24 protein-coding genes are annotated in these 26,135 nt (G+C 68.1%); 10 read left to right on the forward strand and 14 right to left on the reverse strand.

What is annotated here, in order from left to right; all coding sequences use genetic code 11:
* Positions 1 to 97 precede the first annotated feature (97 nt).
* Entirely contained in the window at positions 98 to 247 is a 150-nt protein-coding gene (locus CXY82_RS17295; protein WP_158252161.1) for a hypothetical protein, read from the reverse strand.
* Between the two features lie 395 nt (positions 248 to 642).
* Between CXY82_RS17295 and CXY82_RS09310 the strand changes: the two genes are divergently transcribed.
* Both CXY82_RS09310 and CXY82_RS09315 read left to right on the forward strand, forming a co-directional pair.
* Complete coding sequence (locus CXY82_RS09310; RefSeq protein WP_104170683.1) at positions 643 to 1,458, forward strand: alpha/beta fold hydrolase; 816 nt, start codon at positions 643 to 645, stop codon at positions 1,456 to 1,458.
* Positions 1,459 to 1,582: 124 nt separating this feature from the next.
* On the forward strand, positions 1,583 to 6,286 hold the full coding sequence (locus tag CXY82_RS09315; RefSeq protein ID WP_104170684.1) for an SCO7613 C-terminal domain-containing membrane protein: 4,704 nt from the start codon (positions 1,583 to 1,585) through the stop codon (positions 6,284 to 6,286).
* A gap of 9 nt (positions 6,287 to 6,295) precedes the next feature.
* Here CXY82_RS09315 and CXY82_RS09320 read toward each other — a convergent pair whose 3' ends face one another.
* The gene (locus tag CXY82_RS09320; protein WP_104170685.1) at positions 6,296 to 7,114 is read right to left on the reverse strand and encodes a GntR family transcriptional regulator; all 819 of its coding nucleotides are present in this window, start codon (positions 7,112 to 7,114) and stop codon (positions 6,296 to 6,298) included.
* 114 nt (positions 7,115 to 7,228) lie between these two features.
* Between CXY82_RS09320 and CXY82_RS09325 the strand changes: the two genes are divergently transcribed.
* The 3 genes from CXY82_RS09325 (at position 7,229) to CXY82_RS09335 (ending at position 11,586) form a co-directional block, all read left to right on the forward strand.
* On the forward strand, positions 7,229 to 8,623 hold the full coding sequence (locus CXY82_RS09325) for an MFS transporter (RefSeq protein WP_104170686.1): 1,395 nt from the start codon (positions 7,229 to 7,231) through the stop codon (positions 8,621 to 8,623).
* A gap of 56 nt (positions 8,624 to 8,679) precedes the next feature.
* Positions 8,680 to 9,810 (forward strand): nucleoside hydrolase, encoded by a 1,131-nt coding sequence (locus CXY82_RS09330; RefSeq protein ID WP_158252162.1) that lies wholly within the window; start codon positions 8,680 to 8,682, stop codon positions 9,808 to 9,810.
* A gap of 105 nt (positions 9,811 to 9,915) precedes the next feature.
* Complete coding sequence (locus CXY82_RS09335) at positions 9,916 to 11,586, forward strand: ABC-F family ATP-binding cassette domain-containing protein (protein ID WP_104170688.1); 1,671 nt, start codon at positions 9,916 to 9,918, stop codon at positions 11,584 to 11,586.
* A 429-nt stretch (positions 11,587 to 12,015) separates the two neighbouring features.
* Here the strand turns inward: CXY82_RS09335 and CXY82_RS17300 are convergent, their stop codons facing one another.
* From CXY82_RS17300 to CXY82_RS09355, 5 genes are all read right to left on the reverse strand, one after another.
* Positions 12,016 to 12,162, reverse strand: coding sequence for a hypothetical protein (locus CXY82_RS17300; protein ID WP_158252163.1), 147 nt, complete (start codon positions 12,160 to 12,162; stop codon positions 12,016 to 12,018).
* Positions 12,163 to 12,278: 116 nt separating this feature from the next.
* Positions 12,279 to 12,953, reverse strand: coding sequence for a hypothetical protein (locus tag CXY82_RS09340; protein WP_104170689.1), 675 nt, complete (start codon positions 12,951 to 12,953; stop codon positions 12,279 to 12,281).
* A gap of 247 nt (positions 12,954 to 13,200) precedes the next feature.
* Positions 13,201 to 13,914 carry a GAF and ANTAR domain-containing protein gene (locus tag CXY82_RS09345; RefSeq protein WP_104170690.1) on the reverse strand — a complete coding sequence of 238 codons (714 nt, stop codon included), beginning with the start codon at positions 13,912 to 13,914 and terminating at the stop codon, positions 13,201 to 13,203.
* A complete protein-coding gene (locus CXY82_RS09350) occupies positions 13,907 to 14,626 on the reverse strand; it encodes a GAF and ANTAR domain-containing protein (RefSeq protein WP_104170691.1) in 720 nt (239 codons plus the stop codon). Before CXY82_RS09350 ends, CXY82_RS09345 begins: the two co-directional genes overlap by 8 nt.
* Before the next feature lie 92 nt (positions 14,627 to 14,718).
* Positions 14,719 to 15,261 (reverse strand): MarR family winged helix-turn-helix transcriptional regulator, encoded by a 543-nt coding sequence (locus tag CXY82_RS09355; RefSeq protein WP_134542770.1) that lies wholly within the window; start codon positions 15,259 to 15,261, stop codon positions 14,719 to 14,721.
* Between the two features lie 173 nt (positions 15,262 to 15,434).
* On the opposite strand from CXY82_RS09355, the gene CXY82_RS17305 reads away from it, so the two are divergent.
* The 3 genes from CXY82_RS17305 (at position 15,435) to CXY82_RS09365 (ending at position 16,833) form a co-directional block, all read left to right on the forward strand.
* Complete coding sequence (locus CXY82_RS17305; protein WP_158250226.1) at positions 15,435 to 15,695, forward strand: hypothetical protein; 261 nt, start codon at positions 15,435 to 15,437, stop codon at positions 15,693 to 15,695.
* A gap of 227 nt (positions 15,696 to 15,922) precedes the next feature.
* Positions 15,923 to 16,654 carry a glycosyltransferase family 2 protein gene (locus CXY82_RS17310; RefSeq protein ID WP_158252164.1) on the forward strand — a complete coding sequence of 244 codons (732 nt, stop codon included), beginning with the start codon at positions 15,923 to 15,925 and terminating at the stop codon, positions 16,652 to 16,654.
* Positions 16,633 to 16,833 carry a hypothetical protein gene (locus CXY82_RS09365; protein WP_146067630.1) on the forward strand — a complete coding sequence of 67 codons (201 nt, stop codon included), beginning with the start codon at positions 16,633 to 16,635 and terminating at the stop codon, positions 16,831 to 16,833. The genes CXY82_RS17310 and CXY82_RS09365 overlap by 22 nt, the downstream gene beginning before the upstream one ends.
* A gap of 21 nt (positions 16,834 to 16,854) precedes the next feature.
* Here the strand turns inward: CXY82_RS09365 and CXY82_RS09370 are convergent, their stop codons facing one another.
* Positions 16,855 to 17,385 carry a pyridoxal 5'-phosphate synthase gene (locus CXY82_RS09370; RefSeq protein ID WP_104170695.1) on the reverse strand — a complete coding sequence of 177 codons (531 nt, stop codon included), beginning with the start codon at positions 17,383 to 17,385 and terminating at the stop codon, positions 16,855 to 16,857.
* A gap of 75 nt (positions 17,386 to 17,460) precedes the next feature.
* Here CXY82_RS09370 and CXY82_RS09375 point away from each other — a divergent pair, with 75 nt between their 5' ends.
* The gene (locus CXY82_RS09375) at positions 17,461 to 18,354 is read left to right on the forward strand and encodes an NAD-dependent epimerase/dehydratase family protein (RefSeq protein ID WP_104170696.1); all 894 of its coding nucleotides are present in this window, start codon (positions 17,461 to 17,463) and stop codon (positions 18,352 to 18,354) included.
* 45 nt (positions 18,355 to 18,399) lie between these two features.
* Here the strand turns inward: CXY82_RS09375 and rbsD are convergent, their stop codons facing one another.
* The 6 genes from rbsD to CXY82_RS09405 form a co-directional block, all read right to left on the reverse strand.
* A complete protein-coding gene (rbsD, locus tag CXY82_RS09380; protein WP_104170697.1) occupies positions 18,400 to 18,783 on the reverse strand; it encodes a D-ribose pyranase in 384 nt (127 codons plus the stop codon).
* The gene (locus tag CXY82_RS09385; protein ID WP_104170698.1) at positions 18,780 to 19,703 is read right to left on the reverse strand and encodes a ribokinase; all 924 of its coding nucleotides are present in this window, start codon (positions 19,701 to 19,703) and stop codon (positions 18,780 to 18,782) included. The genes rbsD and CXY82_RS09385 overlap by 4 nt, the downstream gene beginning before the upstream one ends.
* Entirely contained in the window at positions 19,700 to 20,644 is a 945-nt protein-coding gene (locus CXY82_RS09390; protein WP_104170699.1) for a substrate-binding domain-containing protein, read from the reverse strand. The genes CXY82_RS09385 and CXY82_RS09390 overlap by 4 nt, the downstream gene beginning before the upstream one ends.
* Before the next feature lie 74 nt (positions 20,645 to 20,718).
* A complete protein-coding gene (locus CXY82_RS09395; protein WP_104170700.1) occupies positions 20,719 to 21,690 on the reverse strand; it encodes an ABC transporter permease in 972 nt (323 codons plus the stop codon).
* 10 nt (positions 21,691 to 21,700) lie between these two features.
* The gene (locus CXY82_RS09400) at positions 21,701 to 23,215 is read right to left on the reverse strand and encodes a sugar ABC transporter ATP-binding protein (protein WP_104170701.1); all 1,515 of its coding nucleotides are present in this window, start codon (positions 23,213 to 23,215) and stop codon (positions 21,701 to 21,703) included.
* A gap of 1 nt (position 23,216) precedes the next feature.
* Positions 23,217 to 24,281: a LacI family DNA-binding transcriptional regulator gene (locus tag CXY82_RS09405; RefSeq protein WP_104170702.1), complete on the reverse strand. Its 1,065-nt coding sequence runs from the start codon at positions 24,279 to 24,281 to the stop codon at positions 23,217 to 23,219.
* Between the two features lie 356 nt (positions 24,282 to 24,637).
* Here CXY82_RS09405 and CXY82_RS09410 point away from each other — a divergent pair, with 356 nt between their 5' ends.
* Positions 24,638 to 26,098 (forward strand): DUF222 domain-containing protein, encoded by a 1,461-nt coding sequence (locus tag CXY82_RS09410; protein ID WP_158252165.1) that lies wholly within the window; start codon positions 24,638 to 24,640, stop codon positions 26,096 to 26,098.
* The last annotated feature ends 37 nt before the right edge of the window (positions 26,099 to 26,135 follow it).

Raw genomic sequence — 26,135 nt, forward strand, 5'->3', positions numbered from 1 at the left:
GGCGCACGTTCGCGAGCGAACCGGCCAGGGTCATCCGGCTGGTCTCGGGGACAAGAGAGAGGCACCCGGTAGGGGCCCGGCGAACGTATAGTTCGTGTCAGCTGTGGGACGCGTATCGACCCTCGGTCAGGTCTGACCGAACGGTGCTCACGTATCCATTCGGTGCGACGATGCGGCCGCTTGATTCGGTCACGTAGGTACCGACAGGAAGGACCAGGTTGGTGGTGGTCGTGATGTACGCGTTCATGGTGTTCTTCGTATATTTCGGCCACGCGAAGCGAGCAGGAGTTCGCGGGGCAACCGGGACACAAGAGTCCTCGGACTTGCCCGCTCAGTCCCGGCGCAGGTGACGGGGCATTGATGGGGGCGTCGCGCGACTCTGGGGCGAGCGCCATGGGGTTGATCCGCTGGTCCCAGGTCGTGGGTCCAATTCATGGGGCCACGTCGTGGCCCAGAGCGGCAGACAATCAACTAATCGATCGGCGTCGATATATCGAGTGTGACTCTTGCCCCGATGGATGTCAATTTGTCCACCTGCACACCCGTCACCCGGGTTGGGGTCGCCGGCATTCAGCGGTCACAGATTCGTGCGCTGACGGTAATTCCCTTGCCGCGGCGCCCGCCGCACGCCTACGCTGAATCATGCCTCACCTCACCGTTCCGGGCGCGTCGCTCCACTACGAGACGGCCGGCCACGTATCGTCACCGGCACTCCTCTTGCTGCATGCCGGCATCGCCAATCTGCGCATGTGGGACCCGCAGATCGACGCGCTGGCTGCCGGCCACTTCGTCATCCGTTTCGATAGCCGCGGATGCGGCCAGACGACCACCGAGAACGTGGAGTTCTCGCCGCGCGCGGACGCCCTCGCGGTGCTCGACCACCTCGGGGTGGCGTCGGCCACGCTGATCGGGTGCTCTCGCGGAGGCGGGACCGCCATCGACCTGGCCACGGAGAGCCCCGACCGCGTGGACGGCCTGGTGACCGTGGGAGCCGGGCCCAGCGGGTTCCCCGAAGTTGAACTGACCGATCTCGAGGACGCCCGGTTCGACGAACTGGATGCCGCGTTCGACGCCCAGGACTGGCACCGTCTGGTGCGCCTCGAGGTGGCGCTCTGGGCGTTCGGCCCACTGCGCACCGAGGCCGACCTCGACCCCGAATTCGTGGCCACCGCCTACGCGCTGGGCCGTGTCAACGCCGCGCATGCGGAAGAGTCCCCGACGCCGATTCCGCTCGAGCCGCCCGCTTTCAACCAGGTCAGCGACATCGAGGTACCCGCGTTCGTCTCGGTCGGTGAGTTCGACATCACCCCGCATCTCGCCGAATATGAGTACGTCCTGTCGACGCTCCCTGACGTCACCGGCTTCACCTTCCGCGATACCGCCCACCTGCCGAGCGTCGAACGGCCGGCGGATTTCAATCGGGTGCTCGTGGATTGGCTGGCGGAGCACCGGCTCTAGTCCGGCGCTGCCGGGGCGCACGAAGGCCGCGCCGGCCGGGTTTTCCCCCGGTTGACCGCGCACGAACCGGTCGGGACGGCCGGCCAGTACCCTTGGGGGAGTTCTCATCCAGCGAGGGGCAACGATGTCACGGACCGATTCAGACGACTCCTTTGCGGAGTTCGCGGGCACTGTCATCTGGCCGCGGAGTGCGACCGAACTCACCGATACGACCCGGTGCCCGGCGTGCCGCGCCCTGCTGCATTCCTCCGTCTGTTCGAGCTGCGGGCTCGACCTCCGGCACCCGGCCGCGGTGCAGGTGCTGACCGCATCGACGGATGCCGCCGCCTCGCTCGACCGCCGCCGGGAACTGATCGGGCGTATCCGGTTCGACCTCGCCGAAGCGCGGACGGCTGCGCAGCGCCTGGCCGACAGCGCCCCGGCTGCCACCGCAGCGCTCAGCACTCCAGTCGCTCCGGCCACCCCGGTCACCCCACCCCGGCTCGCGATCCCGCCCGCCGCGCCCACCGCGCCCACCCTCACGCCTTCCCGACCGCCGGCCGGCGCGCGCTCGCCAGCCCCGGAGTCCGTTCCCGCCGCTCCGCGGCGCTCGAGCGTGCAGGTGCTGCTACTCCTGGTCGGTGTGACTCTGGTCTCGGTGGCCGCGATCTTCTTCCTCACGGTGGCCTGGATCTTCGCCGGACTCGAGGCGCGCTCGGCGATCATCGCGCTGTTCACCGTCGCCGCGCTCGTCACATCCGGCGTTCTGCGGCGCAGACGGCTCGTCGCCACGTCGGAGGGAATCGGCGTGCTCGCCGTGGTGCTCGTGCTCCTCGACGCCTGGGCGCTGCGTGCGAACGACCTGTTCGGTCTCGCCTCCGCGGACGGCCCGGCCTACTGGGGCGTCACGCTGACGGTCTGCACCGCGCTGTTCCTCGGCTGGCACGCGGTGTCCGGACTCCGGGTCGCCAGCGTGGCCGGTTTCGCCGTCGCCGCACCGGGACTCGGCCTGCTCGTCGCCGGTCTCGCCGCCGGACAGCCGGACGAAACCCGCCTCTACCTCGGGTTCCTGGGCGCCGCGGTGGGTGCGCTGCTCCACCGTTTCACCCTGCCGAGCCCGGCCGCCGTGCCGGCCGCACCGGATGCGCATACCGCACCGGCCGCACCGGCCGCTGGCGCGGGACACCGCTACTGGCCGTCGGTCGATCGTGCACCGGAGCGCCTGGCCCTCCTCGTGCTGACCGCGCTCGCACTGGTCGGTGCCGGCACCACCGCCCCGTTCGTCGACGAGGCCATCGTGCTCGCCCCGCTCTGGACCCTGGGCGCCGTCGCGGTCGCGGCCCTGCTGCACGTGCTCGTGATCCTGCCTCGGGTGGATGCCGCGGCGAGCTACCGCGGGTTCGCCTACGGCTTGGCCGCCCTCGCCGCCCTGGCCGTCACCACCATCGCCCCGATCGGGGCCGGCCGCGCCGAGAATCTGACCCTGATGCTGATCCTGCCGATCCTGATCGCGGCGGCGCTTTCGCTCGCCGCCGAACTCTACGCGCGGCGTCGTGCCGTGGGTCCGACCCGCCTGGCCGCGATCTGGGCCGGGGTGACCGCCGCCGTGGTCGCGGCAAACGCGGCGATCCTCGTCGTCGGCTATGCGGCCTGGCCGCTGGGAGTCGCACTTCTGAGCGGGCTTGCCGCCAGCGACGAGCCGATGGAAGTGAACGTGGCACACAACGCCTGGGCACTCGGCACCCTGGCCGCCGTCGGAGGGCTCACCGGTCTCACCTGGGCGCTGGGCGGCATCCTGAAACCCCGTCGAAGGGTGGTCGCCTCGCTGTTCATGGGTGTCACGGTGTTCCTGGTGCCCTTCATCGGCCCGCTCGCCGTGGTGACCGGGCTCTACGCGCTCCTCGGCACGCTCGCGCTGGTCGTGCTGCTGTTGAACCGCCGGGGTCGGCTGCCGCTCGGCACATTCCGGCCCGTGATCGTGCCCTTCCTGATCCTGGCCGAGACGTTCGGCTACATCATCAGCTGGCACAGCAGCAGCACCTGGTGGATCGGCTCCGTCTCGGCGATTCTGGCGCTGTTCGTCGCCCGGCTGCTGCTTGGTCGCGGCACGGCCGCCGTCGGCCGGGGCATCCTCCTGGCCGGGGCCGCCCTGCTCACGCTCGTCGCCGCCGTCGTCACGCCGTGGGCCCTGACGCTGGCGGCCCCACCCTCTGAAACGGCCCTCATCGTCGACGGCCTGCGCGCCCTCGCACTCGCGACCGCCCTGCTGCAGCTCGCGGTGTCATTCCCCGCGGGCCGCATCCTCACCGACACCGAGCGCCGCTGGGCATTCTGGGCGCTGCTGGCCCCGACCGTGGCGGCCGTCGCCCTACCGGTCACCGGTCTCGCGGAGACCCTGCCGGCCGGCGTTCGCGCCGCGCTGCTGCTGGGCTCCCCCGCCGTGGCGGTCGTGCCCACGGTGATCCTGCTCGGCGCCATCGGAATCTGGTGGCGGCTGCACGTCTACTCCGGCACCGCACGGATCGAGCGTGTCGTGGCCCTCGGCGCAGCCGCGCCAACGCTGCTCGCGCTGATCTGGTCCGTGCGGCAGACCACGGATGCCCCCGCGCCCGTGGACGGCATCGCCGTCGCGACCGCGGCATTACTCGTCTGCGCCCTCGGTCTCGTACTCGACACGGTGGGGGCACGTGACACGGCCTCGAACACCCAAGGGCGGACGGACCGGCTCGCCCTCGAGGCCGGCGCGGGCCTGATTCTGGTTCCCGGCACTCTCCTGACTCTCGCCGCCGGGAGCCCCCTCGCCTGGCTCGTGCTGCTGCTGGTCGGCGCGACCGCCCTCGTCACGGCGATCGCCCCGGACGGGCTCTTCGGCTCCCGGTCACCGCGACGCCATCTTGGCTGGCTCGCCCTGCTGCTCGGCACGGCCGGCCTCTGGGTCGGGCTGAACCACGTCGGCACCGAGGCCCCTGAGCCGTACGTGCTCCCGGTCGCCGGCATGCTGCTGGTCCTGGCCGTGCTGATCCGCCGGTTCGGCCGCACCCCTCGGGCTGCAGCGGCAAGCCCGGCCGCGGCGCTGCTCACCCTGGCCGGCCTGCTCGTGGCGATCGTGCCGCTGGCGCTCGCCTCGGCCTCCGGCTCGCCCGCGCGTCCGATCGTCATGGCCGCGGCGTGCGGCGTGCTGCTGCTGGGCTCTGCCGCCGCGCGCTGGGGGCCATCACGATCGGCGTACCTTGCCGCCGCCTGGACGAGCGGAGCAATCGGGCTCCTGGTGACCAGCATCGTGCAGCTGATGCGCGTGCTCGGCGCACCCGGCGCACCCGATGCGCGGCTCGAATGCTGGTTGTTCCCGCTCGCTGCCGCGGCGGCGGGGGCGTTCCTGATCGGCGCCCGCACCGACCCCGCGACCCTCCATCCGCGCACCATCGCGAGCATCACGCTGCTCGTGCTGGCGCTGGCGACCGTGACGACGGCCGAGATTGCCGCCTTCACCGGGGCCGATATGACCGATGACGCCGCCGTGACCGCGGTGCGTGCATCCGTTCTCGTGCTCGCCCTCGGGGTCGTGCACGTGCTGGCCGCGTGGCGGCTGCGCGCGCCCTTGACCATGGCCGTCGGCTGGGTTGCGGCGGGGCTGGCCGGGTTCGCCCTGGTGAGCGCCGTGGGGACGCAAGCCACCGAACCGTTCGAGTTCGTGACCGTGCCGCTCGGCCTCGCTATCGTCGTCGGCCAGGTGCTCGCCGGGCGCGCGCGACCGGCCGACACCGAGGCGCCGGTCGCCGTGCGGGCCGGCTGGATCACGGCCGGACTGGCCCTGACCCTGCTGCCCGGCGCGGTGGTCGGCGGCACGGGCGATCTCCTCCGCCCCGTGCTGGCCCTGACCATCGGCGGTGCGTTCGCCGTCAGCGGGGCGCTCCTCATGGTCCGGCCGCGCTGGGAATCCCTCGCCTGGCCGGCCCTCGGCGTCGGCGCGCTCACGGTTGTGCTCACGGCCGCATCCCGCATCCAGCCGCTGCTCGAGCTCGCGCCGAACGGCCCCGACACCCGGCTCGAGGCATGGCTGCTGCCCTCGGCGCTGATCCTGGCGGCCGTCGGCACAGGTCTCGTCACCGTCACCCGGCGCACCGATGAGGGTACCGGCCCGGGCCGCGGCGAAGCGACGGATGCCCCCACGCTGCGCCTCGGTTACGTCCTGTTGGTCCTGGCGATCGTCGGGGTTCTCGCGGCCGAGGTGGCCGCACTCGGCTACGAGCCGCTGGCGACCATCCGGGTGATCCTGCTCGTCTGGACTTTCTCCGCGCTGCACCTGGCGGCGTTCTGGTACGACGACAGCCGACTGGGCCGGATGGTCGCCTGGGTGGCAATCGGGGCTGGCGGCGGCGCCGTGGTCGCCGGGTCCGCGTACGCGGCGCCGGCCACGGTGGAGATCGTGAGCGTTCCTCTGGCCATCGCCCTGCTGGCCACCGGTTGGTTGCACCTCGACGTCACGCCGGCCGCGCGCAGCCGGCGCTGGCTTGCTCCCGGGCTGCTCGTGCTGCACGTTCCGTCTGTGCTGCTCGACATCACCGAGAGCCCGCTCTGGCGGGTGGTGGGCCTCGGCCTCGTTGCCACCGTGGTGATCGTGGTCGGTGCCGTGCGCAAGTTGCAGGCTCCGTTCGTGATCGGCGCGATCGTGCTGATGCTGCACGCGGTCGCGCAGCTCTGGCCCTGGATCTCGCTGGCCTACGGCGCGGTGCCGTGGTGGCTGTGGCTGGGCGTGGGCGGCGTCATCCTGATCGTGCTCGCGGCCCGCTACGAGCAGCGGATCGCGAACTTCAAGGCGATCTCGATGACTATCTCGGCGCTGCGGTAGCGGCCCGGCTCAGGACTGCACCGCGTGGCTGATCGTCAGCTGCACGAAGTCGGTGTTGATCAGGGCCTTCGAGAGATAGAACGGGCGCCCGTCGTGGTCGAGAGTCTGGGTGAGGATGAGCACCGGACTGCTGGCGGGCAGCCCGAGCAGCTTGCCGCGTGTGGCACCGGGAACACCGAGCGTGATGTCGGTTTCGCCGGGCCCGAAGATCGGACCGAGCACCGCGATCAGCGCGGCGAGCGCACTGTGTCCCGCATCTCCCGCGTCACCCTGTGCGTTCGCGTCGACGCCTGCCTCGGACACGGCCGCCACCGCCGCCTCGCCGAGCCGGCTCAGGCGATCTCCCGGCACGTGCTCCTGGATCAGGGCGATGGGTGCACCCTCCCGGGTGATGACGCTCTCGAGAAACCATGAGGCCTCGTCGGTGCGGATGCCGACGGCGTCCGCAGTGAACGCGGGCGACGCGGACTGCAGCGCAGTCTGGGTGCGGCGAACGTGCACGGTCGGTCCGGTCTCGCTGAGAAGCTCCTCGATCGGACGGATCTTCTGCAGCCCGAGGTGAGGCAGCCGGTCGGCGACGAAGCGCCCGATGCCCCGGCGCGAGCGCACGAAGCGGTCCTCCTCGAGAAGCATGAGGGCCTCCCGCACGACCGTGCGGCTGACGCCCATCGCCGTGCCGAGCTCGGACTCCGATGGGAGTAGGGAGGCGATCGGCAGGGATCCGTTGCGGATCGCCTCGGTGATGCGCGAGTACACCGCCACCCGCAGCGGCAGACTTCCATTGGTCTCGAGCGGACCTGCCAGGGCCGCGTCCGTGCGTCGATCCATTCGTTCTCCCCTGGTCGGTGAGTCGAGCCTATCGTGTGATCTCACGCACTTGTATAACAAGCATGTACACTGAGCGTGTCGACCTTGTGTTTGCTCCAATGAAGGAGTCATGTCATGCTCGTGCTTTCCTCCGAAGCCGCTCCCGTAATGGGGCGCGCCCGCGCTCCCCGGGCTCCCGGGGTGTTGATCGGCACGCTGGTCCTGGCGATCCTGACGTTCCAGCTGAATGCCACCCTCCTCTCCGCCGCCTTGCCAGCCGTCGGCGCCCAGTTGGGCGAGAGCATGCAGGATGTCGCCCGGGTGCAGTCGGTGTTCTTCCTTTCCGGCGCCGTTTTCGGCATGGTCTTTTCCCGCTGGAGCGATTTCCTCGGCCGCAAGCGCAGCCTCGTGATCGTACTGACGCTGCTGCTGATCGGCACCGTCATCTGCGCCCTCGCACCGAGCCTCCCACTGCTGCTGCTCGGCCGGGTGCTGCAGGGCGCGTCCAACGCCACCTTCACGATCTCCTTCCTCCTACTCTCGGAGCGCCTGAACAGCCGCCTGTTCGGCATCTCGGTCGGCATTATCACCTCGGTCAACGGCGGCCTGTTCGGCGTCGACGGCTTCCTCGGCGGCTTCGTGACCGACACCATCGGCTGGCGGTTCCTCTTCGTGATCACCCTCGGCCTCGGGCTGGTCGCAATCAGTTGCGTCGCACTCTTCATTTCGCAGGATGAGCCGCGCACCCAGGACGGGTCAATGGACTGGTGGGGTGCCGGCATCCTGTCCCTGTTTCTGGTGCTGCTCACGAGCCTGATCTCGCAGGCGTCGTCGTCAGGCTGGGCCGACCCGCTCACGCTCAGTTACCTCGTCGGGGCGGTCGTCAGCGCGGTCGTCTTCGTGCTCGTTGAGAGGCGCACCCGACGGCCGCTCATTCCCATCCACGCGCTGCGTTCCCGCCAGGTGTGGCCGCTCCTGCTGTCCACGGTGCTCACCCTGGGCGGGGTCTTCTCCGCGCTCAACTTCACCGTGGTCTTGCTCAGCCAGAACAATCAGGTGGGTTACGGGCTCTCCGCCTCGATGTCGGCGCTGCTCTACCTCACCCCGACCGCGTTCGTCGGCGTCACCGCGGCGATCTTCTCCGGCTGGATCGCCGTGCGGATCGGTTGGATCACCGCGCTGCGGCTGAGCAGCGGCGTCATCACCCTGATCACGGTCGGCCTGGCCGTGTTCGCGATGGACCGCTGGCTGGTTTTCAGCCTGCTCATCGTGATGGGCGTCTTCTACCTCGGCCTGTTCCAGAGTTCGGTCAACGGCGTCTCCGTGCTCAACTCGCCGCCCGAGGCCCGCGGGGCCCTGCCCGGCCTGAACGGCGCCTGCTTCGGCATCGGCATCGGCATCGGCATCGCCCTCGTCGCCCCGGTCGTGGCCGCGGGCACGGTCGCCGGCTTCCAGACGGCCCTGTGGATCTCCGCGGGCCTCACCCTGGCATCCTTCCTGGCCTCCCTGATTCTGCGCCCCGCCGCATGAACTCCCGCATCACTTCTGAACCCCTGAACCAGCACGATGAGAACGGATGGTCAACGATGACTCCCACGACGGCTCCCCACCCCCGCCCGATCTACCTCGACTGCGACACCGGGATCGACGATGCGATGGCGCTTGCGTTCTTGCTGGCGACACCGGGCATCCGTCTGGTCGGGATCGGCACGGTGAGCGGATGCGTCAACCCGGCCGTCGCCGCGGCGAACACCCTGAGCCTGCTCGCGACCGCCGGGCGTGACGATATCCCGGTCGCCGTCGGCGTCTGGGAGCCCGTCAGCGGGATCTCCCGGCGCGGGACCGCCCACATGCACGGCCGCAACGGGATCGGGGACGTGCTGCTGCCCCGCTCGCGGCGGCACCCAGTCGACGACAGCGCCACGGAGCTGCTGATCCGGCTGGCGCACGAGTATCCCGGCGAACTGGAGGTCATCGCGGTCGGCCCGCTGACGAACCTGGCCGAGGCCCTCTGCCTCGACCCGGAACTTCCCCGGCTCGTGCGTCGCGTCACCATCATGGGCGGCGCCGTCTTCGCGCCCGGCAACGTCGGCAAATTCGCCGAGGGCAACATCGCCGCCGACCCCACGTCCGCCGCGGACGTCTTCGCGGCCAGCTGGCCGGTGACCGTGGTCCCGCTCGACGCGACGGCGCCGCACACCTTCGACGAGACCCACCGGCGGGCACTCGCCTCGGCCTCGGGGCTGACCCAGCAGGCACTGGCCGCCATGATCGGCACCTGCCTGACGCAGTGCGGCACGCAGTTCAGCACGCGGCGTTTCGCCCTGCATACCTCCATCGCCGCGGCCTTCGCAACCGGCGCTCTTGAGGCCGAGCGGGCGCCGACACTGCGCATCTGCGTGGACATGAGCGCCGGCCCGCGCCACGGCCAGACCCACTTCGCCAAGGTGGAGGCGGGGGCCGGGGGGCCTGTCACCGCGGGGCCTGCCGGGCAGAATCCGCACGAGGCCCGGGTCGTGCTGTCCATCCGGCGAAACGCCGCGACGCTGCTCCTGGAACGAATCCTCACCCTCGCCCCCGCTGCGACTTCGGCTCAGGCTTTCGTGCCGGCTGCCGCTGACGCCGTTGTTGTTCCGGGTCAGGCTCAGGCTCCGTCCGGAGCCCGAGCACAGGCGCGCGCTCGGACCCGTAGGCAGGCGGAACCGGTACCAGCCTGAGCCGCCGTCTGCATCCGTCGGCATCCGTCGAGCCGCTCTTCTTGAAGACTTTCGCAACACGCCGTGACGCGCGCAACCGCAGTGCCAGTCTGAGAAAATAGACGAATGACCGCAACACTCGTGGCCAAGGGCCTGAGCGGCGGGTACGCGCACCGCACACTCTTCGATTCCCTCGACCTCACCGTCGCGCCCGGCGACGTCGTGGGTGTCGTCGGTGTGAACGGATCGGGCAAGTCCACGCTGTTGAGCTTGCTTGCGGGCCTGGCCGAACCGCAGTCCGGCACCGTCAGCCTCGCCCCGGCCGATGCCTTCGTCGGCTGCCTGCCGCAGGAGCACGAGCGTGTGCCCGGTGAGACCGTGGCCGGTTACATCGCCCGGCGCACCGGCTGCGCCCAGGCGACCCTAGAGATGGACGACGCGGCATCCGCTCTCGGCGATGCATCACCGAGCCCGCGACCCGACGGCCTCGACCCGGCCGACGCGTACTCGGCCGCCCTCGAGCGCTGGCTGGCCAGCGGCGCCGCCGATCTCGATGAACGGATGCCTGTGGTGCTCGCCGGCCTCGGTCTCACTTTCGCCACCGAGCTCGCCGAGCACACCCTGATGACGTCTCTGTCCGGCGGGCAGGCCGCGCGGGTCGGACTGGCCGCCCTTCTGCTGTCGCGCTTCGACATCGTTCTGCTCGACGAACCCACCAACGACCTCGACCTCGACGGCCTGGAACGCCTGGAGTCCTTCGTCACCGGCCTCCGCGGCGGCGTCGTGCTCGTCAGCCACGACCGTGAGTTCCTGGCGCGCTGCGTGACGCGCGTGCTCGAACTCGACCTCGTCCAGGGGGCAAACCGGGTCTTCGGCGGCGGCTACGACTCCTATCTGGAGGAGCGCGAAACGTCCCGCCGGCACAAGCGCGAACACTACGACGAGTTTGCCGAGAAGAAGGCCGACCTCGTGGGCCGGGCTCGCACCCAACGCGAATGGTCAAGCCAGGGCGTGCGGAACGCCATGAAGAATGCGCCCGACAACGACAAGATCCGACGCAAGGCATCCGCCGAATCCAGCGAGAAGCAGGCGCAGAAGGTGCGGCAGCTGGAGAGCCGCATCGCGCGCCTCGAGGAGGTCGACGAGCCGCGCAAGGAGTGGCAGCTCGACTTTACGATCGGGTCCGCGCCCCGCTCGAGTTCGGTGGTGTCCACGCTGAGCAACGCGGTGCTCCGCCAGGGCGATTTCACCCTCGGCCCGGTGTCGCTGCAGGTCAACGCGGGTGAGCGCATCGGCATCACCGGGCCCAACGGGGCCGGCAAGTCCACGCTGTTGCGCGCGCTGTTGGGGCATCAGGTTCCGGATGCCGGCACGGCCAGCCTCGGTGCCAGCGTCAGCATTGGCGAAATCGACCAGGCCCGGGCCCAACTCGATGGCACCCGGCCCCTCGCCACCAGCTTCGAGGAACTCGTGCCCGATCTGTCCACGGCCGAGGTGCGCACCCTGCTCGCAAAATTCGGCCTCAAGGCCGACCACGTCAACCGTCCGGCCGCGGACCTCTCCCCCGGCGAGCGCACCCGTGCCGGCCTGGCGCTGCTGCAGGCGCACGGCATCAATCTACTGGTGCTCGACGAGCCCACCAACCACCTCGACCTGGCGGCCATCGAGCAGCTCGAGCAGGCCCTCGAGTCCTACGAGGGCACGCTGCTGCTGGTCACCCACGACCGACGGATGCTGGCCAACGTGCACACGGACCGGCACTGGCGGGTGGACAACGGCCAGGTGACCGAGGCGTAGGTGAGTGGCCCCTATCCGATTGGCGGAGTCGCTCCCGGAAAGTCAGAGCTGACTGCACCGAGTGGACGCGGCTGAGCCTAGGCGGAGCGCCGTGTCCGGTGTTGAACCAATTCGACGGAGAATCTGCCGGAAAACTGCATTTTCAGGCTCTATGGGGGCGATTGGGCCAGAATCTCCGTCGAATTCGTTCGAGGAGAGTCACTGTCAGACCTCGCGGATAACCGCCGCGAACCCAAATCCGCGATCCCTCACGGCTGTCAGGCCCCTCGCATCAATTACTCAGTAGCCGTCGGCCGGTCCTACCGGGGTGGCGCCAGCGATGCTCCAGTGCCGACCGCTGTCGACTGTCTCAGCATCTTCCCAGTTTTCGTCACCGTCAGCGGCGTCTGCCAGGTGCAGGGCCGGTGGTCGCGACGCAGACGGATTTCTTCAGTATCCCGGGCGGGTACTGCCGACGTTCTTCGGCCGGCGGCGCGACGAGCGAACCTTCTGAATCGCGGCCTTCCCCTGCGGGCTGCGCAGGTACTTGGTGACCACGGTCAGGATTACGGGGATGTACTTAAGCAGGCGAGCCATGGCGGTCTCATTTCTGTTTAAAATTTTGGGTACGAGAGTGCGGTAGCGGCTGGGCAGACCTGCGCCCGCCCAGCCGCCCGGTGCAGGTGTTGGATATGGGTGTTAGGTGCTGGACGTCAGCGGCCGAGTGCTTCGCGGTCGACGCGGCGGTGGAACCGCATTCCGGCGAGTCCGCCGACGATTGCGCCGACGAGGCTAATCAGGACGATGACGATCGCGGTGATGATGCTGCCTGCCGTGAGACCGTCCGGATTGAGCGGGATGCTGGGCAAGCTGTTCAGGTTCCCCAGAACGTTGAGTTCACCGCCGGCAATGACCCCGAGGATCCCGGCGACGACAGCGATCACGATCGCCCAGACCCAGACCGCGATTCCCTGCTTGATTCCGTTGAAGCGGGCCATCCGACCGGCGACGTAGCCGCCGCAGAAATATGACACGAAGACCACAACCGCGAGCACAATCGCTCCGACCAGTGCCATGGTGCCGGCGTTCTCGGCAGCAGTTCCGGCAGCTTGGTCCGTGGAATCGGCCCCGTCCAGGCCGACTGCGGCTCCGACCGCAGCGAACAGGGCGGTGAGGATCACCGCGGTCCCGGTGGCGGTGAGCCAGCCGAAGAAGGCCGATCCCCACTTGATCCCGCCGAAGCGGGCCTCGTCGCGGCCGACGGCCTTATCACGGCCGGCGACCTCGTGGCGGTTGGTCGCCCCATCGCCCGCGGAGACCGCAGCATCGGAGCCGTGGTCGTCGATGTTTCGATTCATGTTCAAACCGGATGAGTCGTATGTTGCCATGTTGATATCTCCTCTACTGATACAGGTATGAACCTCAGAGAGTCAGGACGACTTCGCTCAGCCGCGTCACAGGAGAATCGATGGAATGGACGCGATCGGAGCGTGTCCCGCCGAGATAGAATCTGTCCTCAGCGAGAATCTCTTAACATGTAGTCGTATTTCAGAGGGTGTTCGTCACAGAAATCAAGCAGGGAATTTCGCGCTCCTGGAGGATTCAGGCGCTCTGAGAGGCGAGGGGGTCTCCCGGCTAGATGACAAGGGTCTGGTCGACCAGCCCCTGAGCAACCTGGGACAACAACAAGTGGTTACTGCGAGCGTGATTCCTCAGCAACGCGAATGCGTCCTCCATCGAGACGCCGCGGGAATGCGAGATCACGCCTTTGGCTTGCTCGATGAGGACTCGGGAGTTCAACGCAATCGTCAATTGCTCCCGCACCGAGTTGCTTTCTCGGAGCGTGCGTTCCTGCAGAATCCCGATCGTGGCCACATCGGCCAACGCCTGGGCCGCGCGCACATCCTGTTGACGCAGGGCGCCGGGAACAGTGGACAACAAGTTGAGGGCGCCGATGGTAGTCTCACGCAGCCGCAACGGAATCGCATGGACCGCAGCGAAACCCTGCTCCCTGGCGCTGTCCCGAAACCGCCGCCACGCGAGCGGGCTGTCCTCCACGTCCGTCAGGGACACGACCGACCCGGTAATGAAACACTCGACGCACGGGCCCGCCCGAGCGCTCAGTTGCATCACCTCGACAAGCCTGCTGGCTTCGCTGGTGGAAGCGACAACTTCGAGCTCTCCGTTTTCGTCGGCCAGGAGAATACCTGCCGCCGCAATATCGAAGAGCCCGGCGCAACTCTCCACCAGTGTCTGGAGGAGCTCCACCACGTCATAACCGGCAACCAGGGTGTCAGCTAGGGTCGCGAACGTTTCGATCAGGCGGTCTTCTCTCGTTTCATCAATCATGAGACCCTTCGATCTGGTTTTCATTCACCGCAAAAGTCAATCGCCGGTCGATGATCTCCTCCGCGATCTCCTGCACAGATCGGCCGACGGCGAAGGCATGGCCCTGGATGATCAGACGGGCGTCCAGGGCAGAAATCCCCAGTTGGGCCAGCACCATGCCTGTGGCCTGATGCACCTCACGTCGGGAGAATTGTTTGCGCGTGTCGGTTTCACCCTTAATCTCGCTCTGGGACAGCCGGATGGCACGAGCGAGAACGAGCCGGCTGACGACGGTCGCGAGGGCTGCAGTGTGCTGGATATTCAGATCACTGAGATGACTGGGCCGACTCGTGTACAGGTCGATCGCCCCGATGCGCAACGGCCCCAGCGACAAAGGAAAAGCAAAAAGCGCGCCCAGATCATCGGCGATGATTGCCTCCGAGAACGCCGGCCAAACCCGGTTCGGCCGTTCGCGAATGTTCGGCTCGAAGACCGGCGCCCCGGTTTCTAGAGCATCCCAACTCGGACCCTCGCCCAGATCGAATTGCAGCTCGTCCAGCCGCATCGATTGGGCGTCGCTCGCCGAGATTGTCTCATCAGGGAGAAAGTCACCGAACGTCGAGATTGACACCCCATCCACTGGCAGTACCCCCAGGAACGGCTCGAACAGACGGGACTCGCTACCTGCCAAAGCGGACAATGCCTTTTCGGCAACCGCGAATTGATCACGCATGGCAATCCCTCCTGCGATTCTCGCTGCTGCTCCTTTTCAGACGTGGCCAAGTCATCTTCCGAACGTACCCCGCCACGTCCGAAACGGGAGGCTCAAGAAGCCTTCACAACCGATATTTGAGTTCCAGCAAGTCTTTCTTCCAGGTCGTAGCCGAGCGCCGCAGCGATATTCAGCAGCTGCGCCTCGAGCAGTTCCTGTTCAGCACACGACATTTTCCTCTGAGCTTCGCCGATCCGTGCACGAAAATCACCGTAGATGCTATCCATCAACGTCCCGCCCGTCGCAGTCAGCTCCAGGAACAGGCTCCGCCGGTCATCCGGGTTGGCAACTCGGCGCACGACATCCCGGGCGACCAACCGGTCGGAGATCGCGGTGACCGCACCCATCGAGAGATCTGTGGAACCGGCCAAAATCTTCGGTGTCACCCGGCCCGCTTCCGAAATTCGAAAAAGAACCCGTATCTCAGAACCCGTGAAGCCATCCTTCGCCGCCATCCCGGCACGCGTCTTGTCCAGCGCTCGAAGCAGAACGACCACCGCAGCAGCAACACCCTCGAGAACCTGGACGGAGCCACTTTCCTTGAACATGGTTTCCTCCCGACAACAACGAAAAGTACTCAGCTGGATCTGCGGCACATTTCCGCCTCCACCCTATCGACGACGTGCATCATCTTCCAACATAAAATAGTTTGAAATTCAAACTGATCGCTATATATTACTTCCCGACGCCAATTCTTAGGGCATCGTCCGATCTCTGCTGAACCACCACGTGGCGCTTCAGGGTCCGCTGAGAGACAGGGTCTATTTCCATGAACGAGTACCGTCTGACCGTGAATGGCGACCGTTACGTTGTCGACACCGACGATGACCTGGCAGCATGGAAAACCTCCGTGGCCGACGCGGTGCAGCGCGGTGGAGGATTCATCAATGTGATCAATTCCGCCGGGTTCTTGACTACGCTTCTGATCACCCCGAACTCGACCGTCACGCTGCAACAAGTCCGCTCCCAACGACCGGAGCCCTGGACCCAGCTTCTCGCCGAGGAGGCCTTCACCTACGAGGACTTCTAGCTCTCCGAACTGGTGTCTTCGGCAACTCCTCAGCGGGCCCGTCGCGGCGTACGTTTGTAGTAACAACCCGGGGGCCAGATGCCGCAGCCGTGAGTCACACAGCTCGCACCTGGGGCTCACATGACCGCGCTCCAACCGCGCCGGCACCGCCGGCATCGCCGACAACGCGCGCTGAGCCCGCTGCCCTCCACCGGACGCCCGGGCGCCGGCTCTGTCTCCCCGTCGCCGTGAAGTTCTGGCTGTCCGTTCTGTTCGCGCTCAGCTGGACCGACGCATCCGTTTGGATCTCGCTACCGTGGATCCAGGACCTGACCCGCCTGACCGGCGAACCGCCGACGTGGATCATCGTCTCCCTGGTGGCATTCCTGCCTGGCTTCGTGGTGGCGTTTCTGAGCCTGTCGCTCCTGCTGGATCGCCAGCCGCCGTTCCGGGTCCCCGATCCGGTCACCCCCCTGACCATCATCGTGGCCGCCCGAAACGAGCAGGACGGTCTCCGGGAGACGATCCGCTGCATCGGCGGGAGCGATTACGCCGGCGAGGTGACGGTGATCCTCGCCGACAACGGCTCCGATGACGCTACGGCGCGGTTCGCCAACGTCGCCGCCATCGAATCCGACGTGGACCTGCTGGTCGTGCGGCAACCTGTCCCCGGCAAGTCGAACGCGCTGAACTCAGCACTGACCCACGTGACCACGCCCTATCTGATCACGGTCGACGCGGACACGCTGCTGCACCGGAAGGCCCTGCACCACCTGATCTCCCGGCTTGAATCCGCCCCGGCAGACACTGTTGCCGTGGCCGGCGCGGTTCTCGTGCGCAACTCCCGCATCAACCTGCTCACCCGCATGCAGGAGTGGACGGGCTGTTCTGGGTGCCCGGCCTCGTGCTGTTCGCCGTCTTCGGCAACACGGCCGTGGTCTCGATCTGGGCGCTGGCCGTGCTTCCGATCACCCTGGTGATCTACGGAAGTCTGCGCATGTTCCAGAGCCGCCGGGTCTTCGGTCCGCTCGGTCTGGAAGTACGACGCAACCGGTTCGGCTACCTGGCCTATCTGCTCGGCGACCAGGTGCTGTGCTCCTACGCGTCACTGGTTGGCTATGTGCAGTTCCTCACCGGGTCCGCCCGCCGCTGGAAGTAGTCCCCCTCAGCCCCAGCGCGCTCAGCCCTCGGCGGGAATCAGGTAGCGGTGGCGCACGTGCCGGCGGCCGGGGTCGGCCTGCCAGAATTCGACCTCGACCGGGCGCAGGGCGTACAGCTGCCAGGTGGGGTTCTCTGATCCGTCGGCGCCGGGCCGTTCGGACCAGTCGGCCGCCGAGGCATCCGTCGACAACTCGGTGACCGGGCCGACCACGCGCACCTGGCGGCCCAGCGCCGACCAGAAGAAATTCATCGCGGCCAACGGATGCTCCGTCAGCTCCCGGCCCTTGCGCGACGCCCGCGAGGTGGCAAAGTGCCAGCCCTCGGCGTCGAGATTCTTGAGGATGAGCATGCGCGACGACGGCATGCCCTCGGCGCCGACGGTCGCCAGGCTGAAGGCGTGCGGCTGGGAAACCCCGGCCGCCAGGGCCTCATCAAGCCAGGACCGGAACAGTACAGCCGGGTCGAGTGGCGCCGACGCCGGGTCGAAAATCGGCAGATCGATGGGGAAATCCGGCAGGGAACGCAGCATGCTGCGGAATAATTCGCTCACCCCCACGAGCCTACTGCGCCGACTGTCAGCGTTCAGAGAGTGCCGCTAGCGTTGGAAACAGACAAGAGGAGCGAGATGACGGTACTCATTGCAGGATGCGGGGACCTCGGCACGGAGGTGGGCCTGCGTTTCGCGGCGCTCGGGCACCGGGTGGTGGGGTTGCGCCGCAACGCGGCCGTTCTCCCCGCCGGTATCGAGGGCCAGTCCGTCGACCTCAGCGCGCACAAGCCGGTCGTGCCGGCCGACACCGAGATCGTGATCGTGGCGATCGCCGCGGGCAACCCCAGCCCCGCGGTCTACCGGGCGGCCTACGTCGACGGTCTGCAGAACCTCCTCGACGCGCTCGACGAGGCCGGCGTCACGCCCCGCCGCGTGCTGCTGGTGTCGTCGACCGCCGTCTACGACGTGTCCGACGAGAGCTGGGTCGACGAGCAGACGCCCGCCAACCCGAGGCCGGGCACCGACGCCATTCTGCTCGAGGCCGAACGGATGCTGCACGCCCGCATCCCCGCGGCCGTCGTCTTCCGCCTGTCGGGCATCTACGGCCCCGGCCGGGAGCGCCTGATCACCCAGGTGCGGAGCGGCCGCACCACCGCGTCGGCCTCGGCCCGCCACACGAACCGCATCCACCGGGATGATGCCGCGGCCGCGATCGTGCACCTGATGCTGCGGGAGGAAGCACCGGCGACCCTCTATCTCGGCGTCGACAGCGCGCCGGTGCGCCGCGGTGAGGTGCTGGCGTTCCTTGCCGAGGAGCTTGGACTGCCGGCCCCTAGGCCCGAGGCACCCGGCGCTCCCGGCGCAACGACTGCCGCGCCCACTCGGCCCGTCCCGCGGGACAGCCAGCGCGGAGGCGACAAACGCCTCCGCAACCAACTGCTGCTGGGCACGGGTTTCACGTTCAGCTATCCGACCTACCGCGAGGGCTACCGGGCCGTGCTGGCCGGCCGGGGCATCCGTCACCCGTAGCTCAACCGGGTTCGGTGTGAACCAATTCGTTCGGGAACGAGACGTTTAGAACGAGACGCCGCAGACCAGCGCCGCGTTCGCGAACGGCGTCGCCTCCCCCGAACGGATGAATAGCTTCGCCGAGGCCGACAGGTCCTTCAACTCGGCGTGGCTGATGTACTCGATCGCGTCGAACCGGTCGGCCAGCCAGACCCCGGCGGGGGCGGTTTTCGCCTCCTCCGCGGCCACGCAGCGCTGGAACACCATCTCCTCGAGCAGGGCGTCGAGCACCTGCTCGAAGCGCGGCACACCATGCACAAGCGCCAGGTCGATCACGGGAACGCCGGCCGGGATCGGCATGCCGCAGTCCGCGAGGAGAACGACATCCGTGTGCCCGAGGCGGGCCAGGGCGCCGGAGAGGTCGGCGTTCAGGATGCCGCGGCGCTTCATGCGCGTACCAGCGGCAGCTCGTCGGCCAGGGAGGGATACGACGTCTGCGTGCCGCGCGACTGCACTGCGAAGGCACCCACGCGCACGGCCCGGCGCACGGACTCGGACAGGCTCGACCCGGCCGCGAGCTGCGCGCTGAGGGCGCCGACGAATGCGTCGCCGGCGCCCGAGCTGTCCACGGCAACGACCCGTGGCGACGCCAGACTGTGGGTACCGTCCCGGTCGGCGCAGATCGCGCCCTTCGCACCGCGGGTGAGCACGACCGAGGGAACGCCCCAGTCGAGGAGCCGGGCGACGAGCTCGGCGTCCTCGGTGGGGATGACCATTTTCGGGGCGAGCTGCGCGAGCACGAGGGCAGCCTCGTGCTCGTTGACGACCAGCGGGTCGGCCCGACGGATGCTCGCGGCATCCAGTTCGATCACGGGCGCCAGGTTCAGCACCACCCGGCCGGTGGCCAGCCGCATTGCCGCCACGATGCCCTCCGCGGGGATCTCACCCTGGAGCACCACCACGGCGGCCTCCGCGATGACGGTCGCGCTGGCCTCAACGGCCTCCGCGCCCAGCAGTGCGTTGGCGCCGGGGATGATCACGATGGTGTTTTCGCCGTCGGCGGCGACCGTGACGAGTGCCAGGCCGGTCGGGCCGTCCACCGCGCGCACATTCGACAAGTTCACTCCGGAGCGGGTCAGGATCGCAGTCGCGACCTCGGCCTGCGGATCCCGGCCGACCAAGCCGACCATACTCACCGCGGCGCCCAGCTGGGCCGCCGCGACGGCCTGGTTGGCTCCTTTTCCTCCGGGGAGGAACTCCATCGACGTTCCGATGAGGGTCTCACCGGGCAGCGGGTGGCGTTCGATGGTGATCAGCTGGTCGACGTTGATCGACCCGACGACGACGACCGTGCTGGCGGAGTAACTCACTTGGCGAAGTCGCCGACATTCGTCTTCGTGACGGAGACGACCTCGACCGGAACGGTCTTCTCGATCGTGTCGCCGGCGATGGCCTTGATGGCCAGTTCAACGGCGAGCTTGCCGAGTTCGGCCGGCTGCTGAGCGATGGTGGCAACCAGGGTGCCTGCCTCGATGGCGGCGAGTCCGTCTGCCGTGCCGTCGAAGCCGACGACCGCGACCTCGGTGCCGGCCCGCGACCCGAGCGCCTGGATGGCGCCGAGCGCCATTTCATCGTTCTCAGCGAAGAGGCCGGTCGCGCCGGGGTCGGCCTGCAGCAGGTTCGTGGTCACGTCGAGCGCGGCGGCGCGGTCGAAGTTGGCGGTCTGCTTGGCGACCACGGTGATGTTCGGGTAGGCCTTCATGCCCTCTTCGAAGCCCTGGCCGCGGTCACGGCTGGCCGAGGTGCCGGAGACACCCTGCAGGTGGATGACGCTGCCCGTTTCGCCCATGGCCTCGGCGAGGGCGTCGGCAGCCTGACGGCCACCGGCCACGTTGTCGCTGGCGACGAGTGAGTTCAGGTCGGCGCCGTTGACCGTGCGGTCGACCCCGATGACCGGAATACCCGCGCTGAGGAGGTCGTTCACGGCGGAGGAGGCGGCGTCGGAGTCCACCGGGTTCACGATGACGGCCTTGGTGCTGCCGGAGGCGGCGGTGGCGAGCTGATTGGCCTGCGTGGCCGAGTCGTTCTGGGCGTCGACGATGTTCAGCTGCACGCCGGCCTCGTCGGCGGCAGCCTGCGCGCCGTCGCGCAGTTCCACGAAGAACGGGTTGTTCAGGGTGGAGACGGCCATCACGATCTTGGTGCCAGACGCCTCAGACCCGCCACCACGGCCGCAGGCCGTAGTGCCCACCAGAATCAGGGCGGCGGTGGCGGTCAGCGCCGCGATTTTGCGAAACGAGGAGGACTTCATTGTGTATTCCTTTGTGGTTATTGATGGGTGAGGAGAAAGGTAGAGGGGGTGACGGATGTCGGCCGCCGGCCTGGTCAGCTGCTGCGGGTCTTGCGGCGGAGCACGTCGACGCCCACGGCGAGGGCGATCACGAGTCCGATCACAACCTGCTGCCAGAACGACGTCACGTTGAGCAGGTTCAGGCCATTGCGGATGACGACGAGCACGAGGGCACCCACGAAGGTGCCTGAGATCTTGCCGAGGCCACCGGCGAGGGAGGCGCCGCCGATCACGACGGCCGCGATGGCGTCGAGTTCGTAGCCGGCCGCGGCCTGCGGCTGCGCGGAGTCGAGGCGCCCGGCGAGCAGGAGCCCGGCAAGTGCGGCGAAAAGTCCGGCCAGGGCGAAGACGGTGACCAGGATGCGCTTGACCGGCAGTCCCGACAGCCGGGCGGCTTCGGCGTTGCCGCCGACCGCGTACATCGAGCGGCCGATGACAGTCCGGTTGAGCAGGAAGGAAGCGGCCAGGGCGGCGAGCACAAGGATGATGATCGGCATCGGCACCGGGCCCAGGTTGCCGCCGAGGAAGGAGACCTCGGCCGGCGTCGAGATCGGACGGCCGTCGGAGATGACCAGGGTCAGTCCGCGGGCCACGCTGAGCATGGCGAGCGTGGCGATGAACGAGGGCAGCTTGCCGTAGGCGTTGGCCAAACCGTTGATGGTGCCGGCCAGGGCTCCGACGAACAGACCACCCAGGAGGGCGATCCAGCCGGGGAGGCCGGCGCTGGCGAACATCCAGCCCGACGACATGGCCGACAGGGCCGCCACGGCACCCACCGAGAGGTCGATCCCGCCGGCCACGATGACGAAGGTCATCCCGAAGGCCAGCACGGCCACCGTGGACACCTGGATGCCGATGTTGAGCAGGTTCTGCGCGGTCAGGAAGTCGGGAGTCGCGATGAACAGGGCGATGCAGAGTACGACGAGGCCGACGAGGGCGCCGTTGTTGGCGAGGAACTTCTTGTAGTCGAGGCCGCGGCGCTTCATCGGCAGAGTTGTGGTGGACATGGTGGCTTCCCTATCTCTGTTCGTACTTCTCGTCGACATCGCGGGCGGCGAGTGTCATGACTGCGTCTTGGGTGGCCTCGGCGGCGGTGAGCTCGCCGGCGATCCGGCCGTCGCGCATCACGAGGATGCGGTCGCTCATGCCGAGAATCTCGGGCAGTTCACTTGAGACCATCAGAATCGCTCCCCCGGCCGCCGTGATCGCGTTCATCAGTTCGTAGATCTCGACCTTGGCGCCCACATCGACGCCGCGGGTGGGCTCGTCGAGCAGCAGCACCGTGGAGGCGGCGATGATCCAGCGGCCGAACACGGCTTTTTGCTGGTTGCCCCCGGAGAGTGCGCCGATCGACTGGTCGATGGTGTGCATCCGGATGCGCAGTTTCATGGCCACCTCGGCGGCCCGGCTGCGTTGGCCGGCGAAGTCGACCAGACCCAGCTTCGCGGTGGCGGCGAGCGTGGCGTAGCCGAGGTTGTCGTTGACGGATGCGTCGAGCACCAGCCCCTGTCCCTTGCGGTCTTCGGGCACGTGCCCGATGCCCGCTGCGATTGCCGCCTGGATGCTGCCGTTCGGCAGCTGCCGGCCGCGCACGGCGACCGTGCCGGAGGTGTACCGGTCGGCGCCTGCGATCGCGCGGATCAGTTCGGTGCGCCCCGCGCCGACCAGCCCGGCGATGCCAAGCACCTCGCCCGCCTTGACGATGAAGCTGATGTCACTGAACGAGCCGGCCGAGGTGAGCTTGTCGACCGTGAGGATCTCGGTCGCCTGGCTCATGTCGCCGGCCGACCGCGGGAAATGGTCTTCGATGTTGCGGCCGACCATCAGCTTCACGAGGTCGTCTTCGGGGGTGGAGGCCGGCACCTCGGCGATGAACTCACCGTCGCGCAGCACGGTCACGGTGTCGCCGACCTCGGCGATCTCGTCGAGGTGGTGGCTGATGAACAACATGCCCACCCCACGGCGGCGCAGGTCGGTCATCACGGCGAACAGGCTCTCGGTCTCGTGGCGGGTCAGGGCCGCGGTGGGCTCGTCCAGGATCAGGATGCGGGCGTTGATGCTGAGCGCCTTGGCGATCTCGACCAGCTGCTGCCGGGCGATGCCGAGGTCGCCGACCAGGGTGTCCACGTCGACGTCGAGGCCGATCAGGGCGAGGGCGGCACGCGCCCGATTGCGCAGGGCGCTGCGGTCGACCAGGCCGTGCTTGGTGGGCATCCGCCCCAGCATCACGTTCTCGGCGATGCTCATGGTGGGAACGAGGTTCAGTTCCTGGTGGATCGTGGCGATGCCGAGTTCCTCGGCCGCGCGGGCGGTGGGCAGGGTGACTGTCTGCCCGTCCACCACGATGTGGCCGGCGTCCGGCTGGTACACCCCCGCCATCATCTTGATCAGGGTGGACTTGCCGGCACCGTTCTCGCCCAGCAGCACCTGCACCTTGCCGGCGTAGACGCTGACGGTGACGTCTTTGATGACCGTCACCGGTCCGAAGGTCTTGCCCACGTTCTGCAGGGTGACCAGTGGTTGTTGACTCATGTCAGTTCTTCCTCGGGCTCGGCCCGGATGCGGGTGAAACGGCTGCGGGTGAATCGGGCACGCCTGAGATGGGCGCCGAGGACGACGCCCGGATGATCAGTTCGCTGGGCAGCACCACCGACTCGGGGGTGCCTCCGCCAATGACCTCGAGCAGCATCTTCACGGCGATCCGGCCCATGTCCTCGACACTGTGCGAGATGACGCTGAGCGCCGGGTCGAGCAGGGCGAACCACTCGATGTCGTCGAACGCGATCAGGGCCACGTCCCTGCCGATACGCAGCCCGCGCTTGTGAAGAATGGCGATCGCGCCCACGGCCATCGGGCTGTCGGCGGCGAGCAGGGCGGTGGGCGGCTGGCGCAGTTCGAGCAGCGCGTGCACGCCGGCCGAGCCACTGGCGGCCTGGAAGTCGCCGAAGTAGACCAGCTCGGGGTCCTGGCTGAGGCCGAACTCGGCCACCGCGCGGGTGAAGGCGGCGAACCGGTCCCGGCCGGTCGAAATGGCCTGCGGGCCCGAGATGTAGCCGATGCGGGTGTGGCCGGCCGCGGCCAGGTGTGCAACAGCCTGGCGGATGCCGGTTTCGCTATCCGTGGTCACGCTCGGCACATCGAGGCCGTCCACGGTGCGGTCCACGAAGACGGTCGGGATCTTGCGTTCGATCAGCGAACGGATGCTGCCGCTGCCGTCCCCGAGCGGTGCCACGACGATGCCGTCCACTCGCCTGGAGATCAGGGTGTCCAGGTACCGGTCCTGCTGTTCCTTGCGCTCATTCGCGTTGCCGAGCAGCGTGACATAGCCGGCAGCCAGGGCGGCCTGTTCGACCGTGTGGGCGAGGTCGGCGAAGAAGGGGTTGCGCACATCCGACACCAGCAGGCCGATGGACTCGGTGTGGGTGCTGCGCAGGGCGCGCGCCTGGGCGTTGGGCCGGTAGTCGAGCTGGGCGGCCGCGGCGGCGACGCCGGCCCGAGCCTCGGGCGAGGTGGCCGGGCTGCCGGACAGGACCCGGGAGGCCGTGGCCACGGAGACGCCGGCCAGGGCGGCGACATCCTTGATCGTGATGGCAACCATCTCTCACCTCTTCGTGTTCGTGCGGGTACCCGGCGTAGTCGTGGAATCGTTTCCATGGAAACGATTCCATATTTGGTCCTAGCGACGGCCACTGTCAACGAGCTTCGTCGCCGGCAAGCAGGACGGCCCGTGACGAAGCTGGCACATCAACGGCACCCTCATGGATGAGGGAACCTGGCGGGGCGGCACGCGCACGGGTGACTGGGTCTGCTAGAACTCGGACGGGTCCATCCGAAAGTCACAGGCCTTCCGATAGCGGACCTGTCGGCCGTGCTTCTGGACAAAGATACGAAACTGCTATCCACAAAAAGTGAGTGACACTCGCCTACATGTGCCCCTTAAGGTATCCTCATAACATGACGAACCTCGCGGATGACCTCAGGCAGGCGGCCGACGCTGTCGCCCTGCTGGGCTCCTCGAGCGCCGACCTCGCGGCTCTTCCCGACGCCGAGGCTTTGGCCGGCCAGAAGCGGATCGCCTGCGCGCGCCGTCTGCTCGACACCTATGCCGCGTTGATGGCCGCAACCATCGCCGAACGCTCCCGCCCGGAACTCGGCCAGTCGGGGCTGGCCGCGCAGCAGGGGTTCCTCTCGCCCGAGGCCCTGATCCAGAACTGGACCGGCTCATCCACAGGCGACGCCTACAAACTCGTCGCGGTCGGCACGATGATGGCCGACACCGAGGCGGCCGACAAGCTGGTCGAAGAGGCGCTCTCGACGCTCTCGACGCCCGACGCCGATGCCGATGCCGACGCTGTCGACGTCGCGGCGTTTGTTGCGAGGGTGCCCTGGCAGGCGCCGATCGCCCGGGCCGTCACCGCCGGCACGCTTTCGGTTGACGCGGCCGAGGCGATCCGGGCCGGGCTCGGCCAGATCGACGCGGCAGTTACCGCGGAGAAGCTCGGGGTGGCCCTGGCGGCGCTGCTCGCTTCGGCGTCTTCGCTGAATGCCGACGAGGTCTTCAAACGGGCGAGACGGATGCGCGACCTGCTCGATGAGGCCGGCATCGCCGCCCGGGAGAAGCAGGCCCACGACGACCGCTACCTGAAGGTCTACCGGCTGAGCAATGGCAACGTGCGCCTGAACGGGCTCTTCGCCCCCGAAGACGGCGAGTTCGTGCTCTCCACGTTCGACTCGATCACGGGACCGCGCCGCGGCGGGGTGCGATTCGTGGACGCGGAGCGGGCAGCCTGGGCAAAGAAGATGCAAGACGACCTCCGCACGACCGAACAGATCGCCGCGGACTCCCTCGTGCAGCTGCTGAAGATCGCCGGCGAGGCCGACCCAAGCCGGGTCTTCGGCGGACGCCGCCCGGCGGTGCGCGTGATCGTGACCGAGAAGGCTCTCACAGCCGAACCCGGCGAGCCGGGTGCCGCCGAACCCGCCGCTCACGGGCAGATCGAAGGCAACCCGGTCCCCATCTCGCAGGAAACCATCGACCGGTTGCTCTGCGACACCGGCACCCGCGGCATCAAGTTCGACGACATCGGCCAGATCATCGACGTCGGCCGTGACGAACGACTCTTCACCGAGAAACAACGCGCCGCGATGGGAGTGCGCGACGGCGGATGCCTCTGGGTCGGCTGCGACCGATCACCGGCCTGGAGCGAAGCCCACCACATCAACGAATGGCTCACAGACAGCGGAGACACCAACCTCGCCGACGGAGTGCTGCTCTGCCACCCGCACCACCTGCTGCTGCACAACCAGCACTGGAAGATCACCCGCACCGAAACCCAGTACTGGCTCCGGCCACCGGTGGAGAACGATCCGGAGCAGACACTGATCGCACTATCGAGCAAGGCGGTGGGGCTGTAGGGCGTGGCTCTGGTACCGGGTCTCGGCAGGCTCGACC

Origin of the sequence: Cryobacterium sp. M23, assembly GCF_002929655.1 — a bacterium.
GTDB classification, from domain to species: Bacteria; Actinomycetota; Actinomycetes; order Actinomycetales; family Microbacteriaceae; genus Cryobacterium; species Cryobacterium sandaracinum.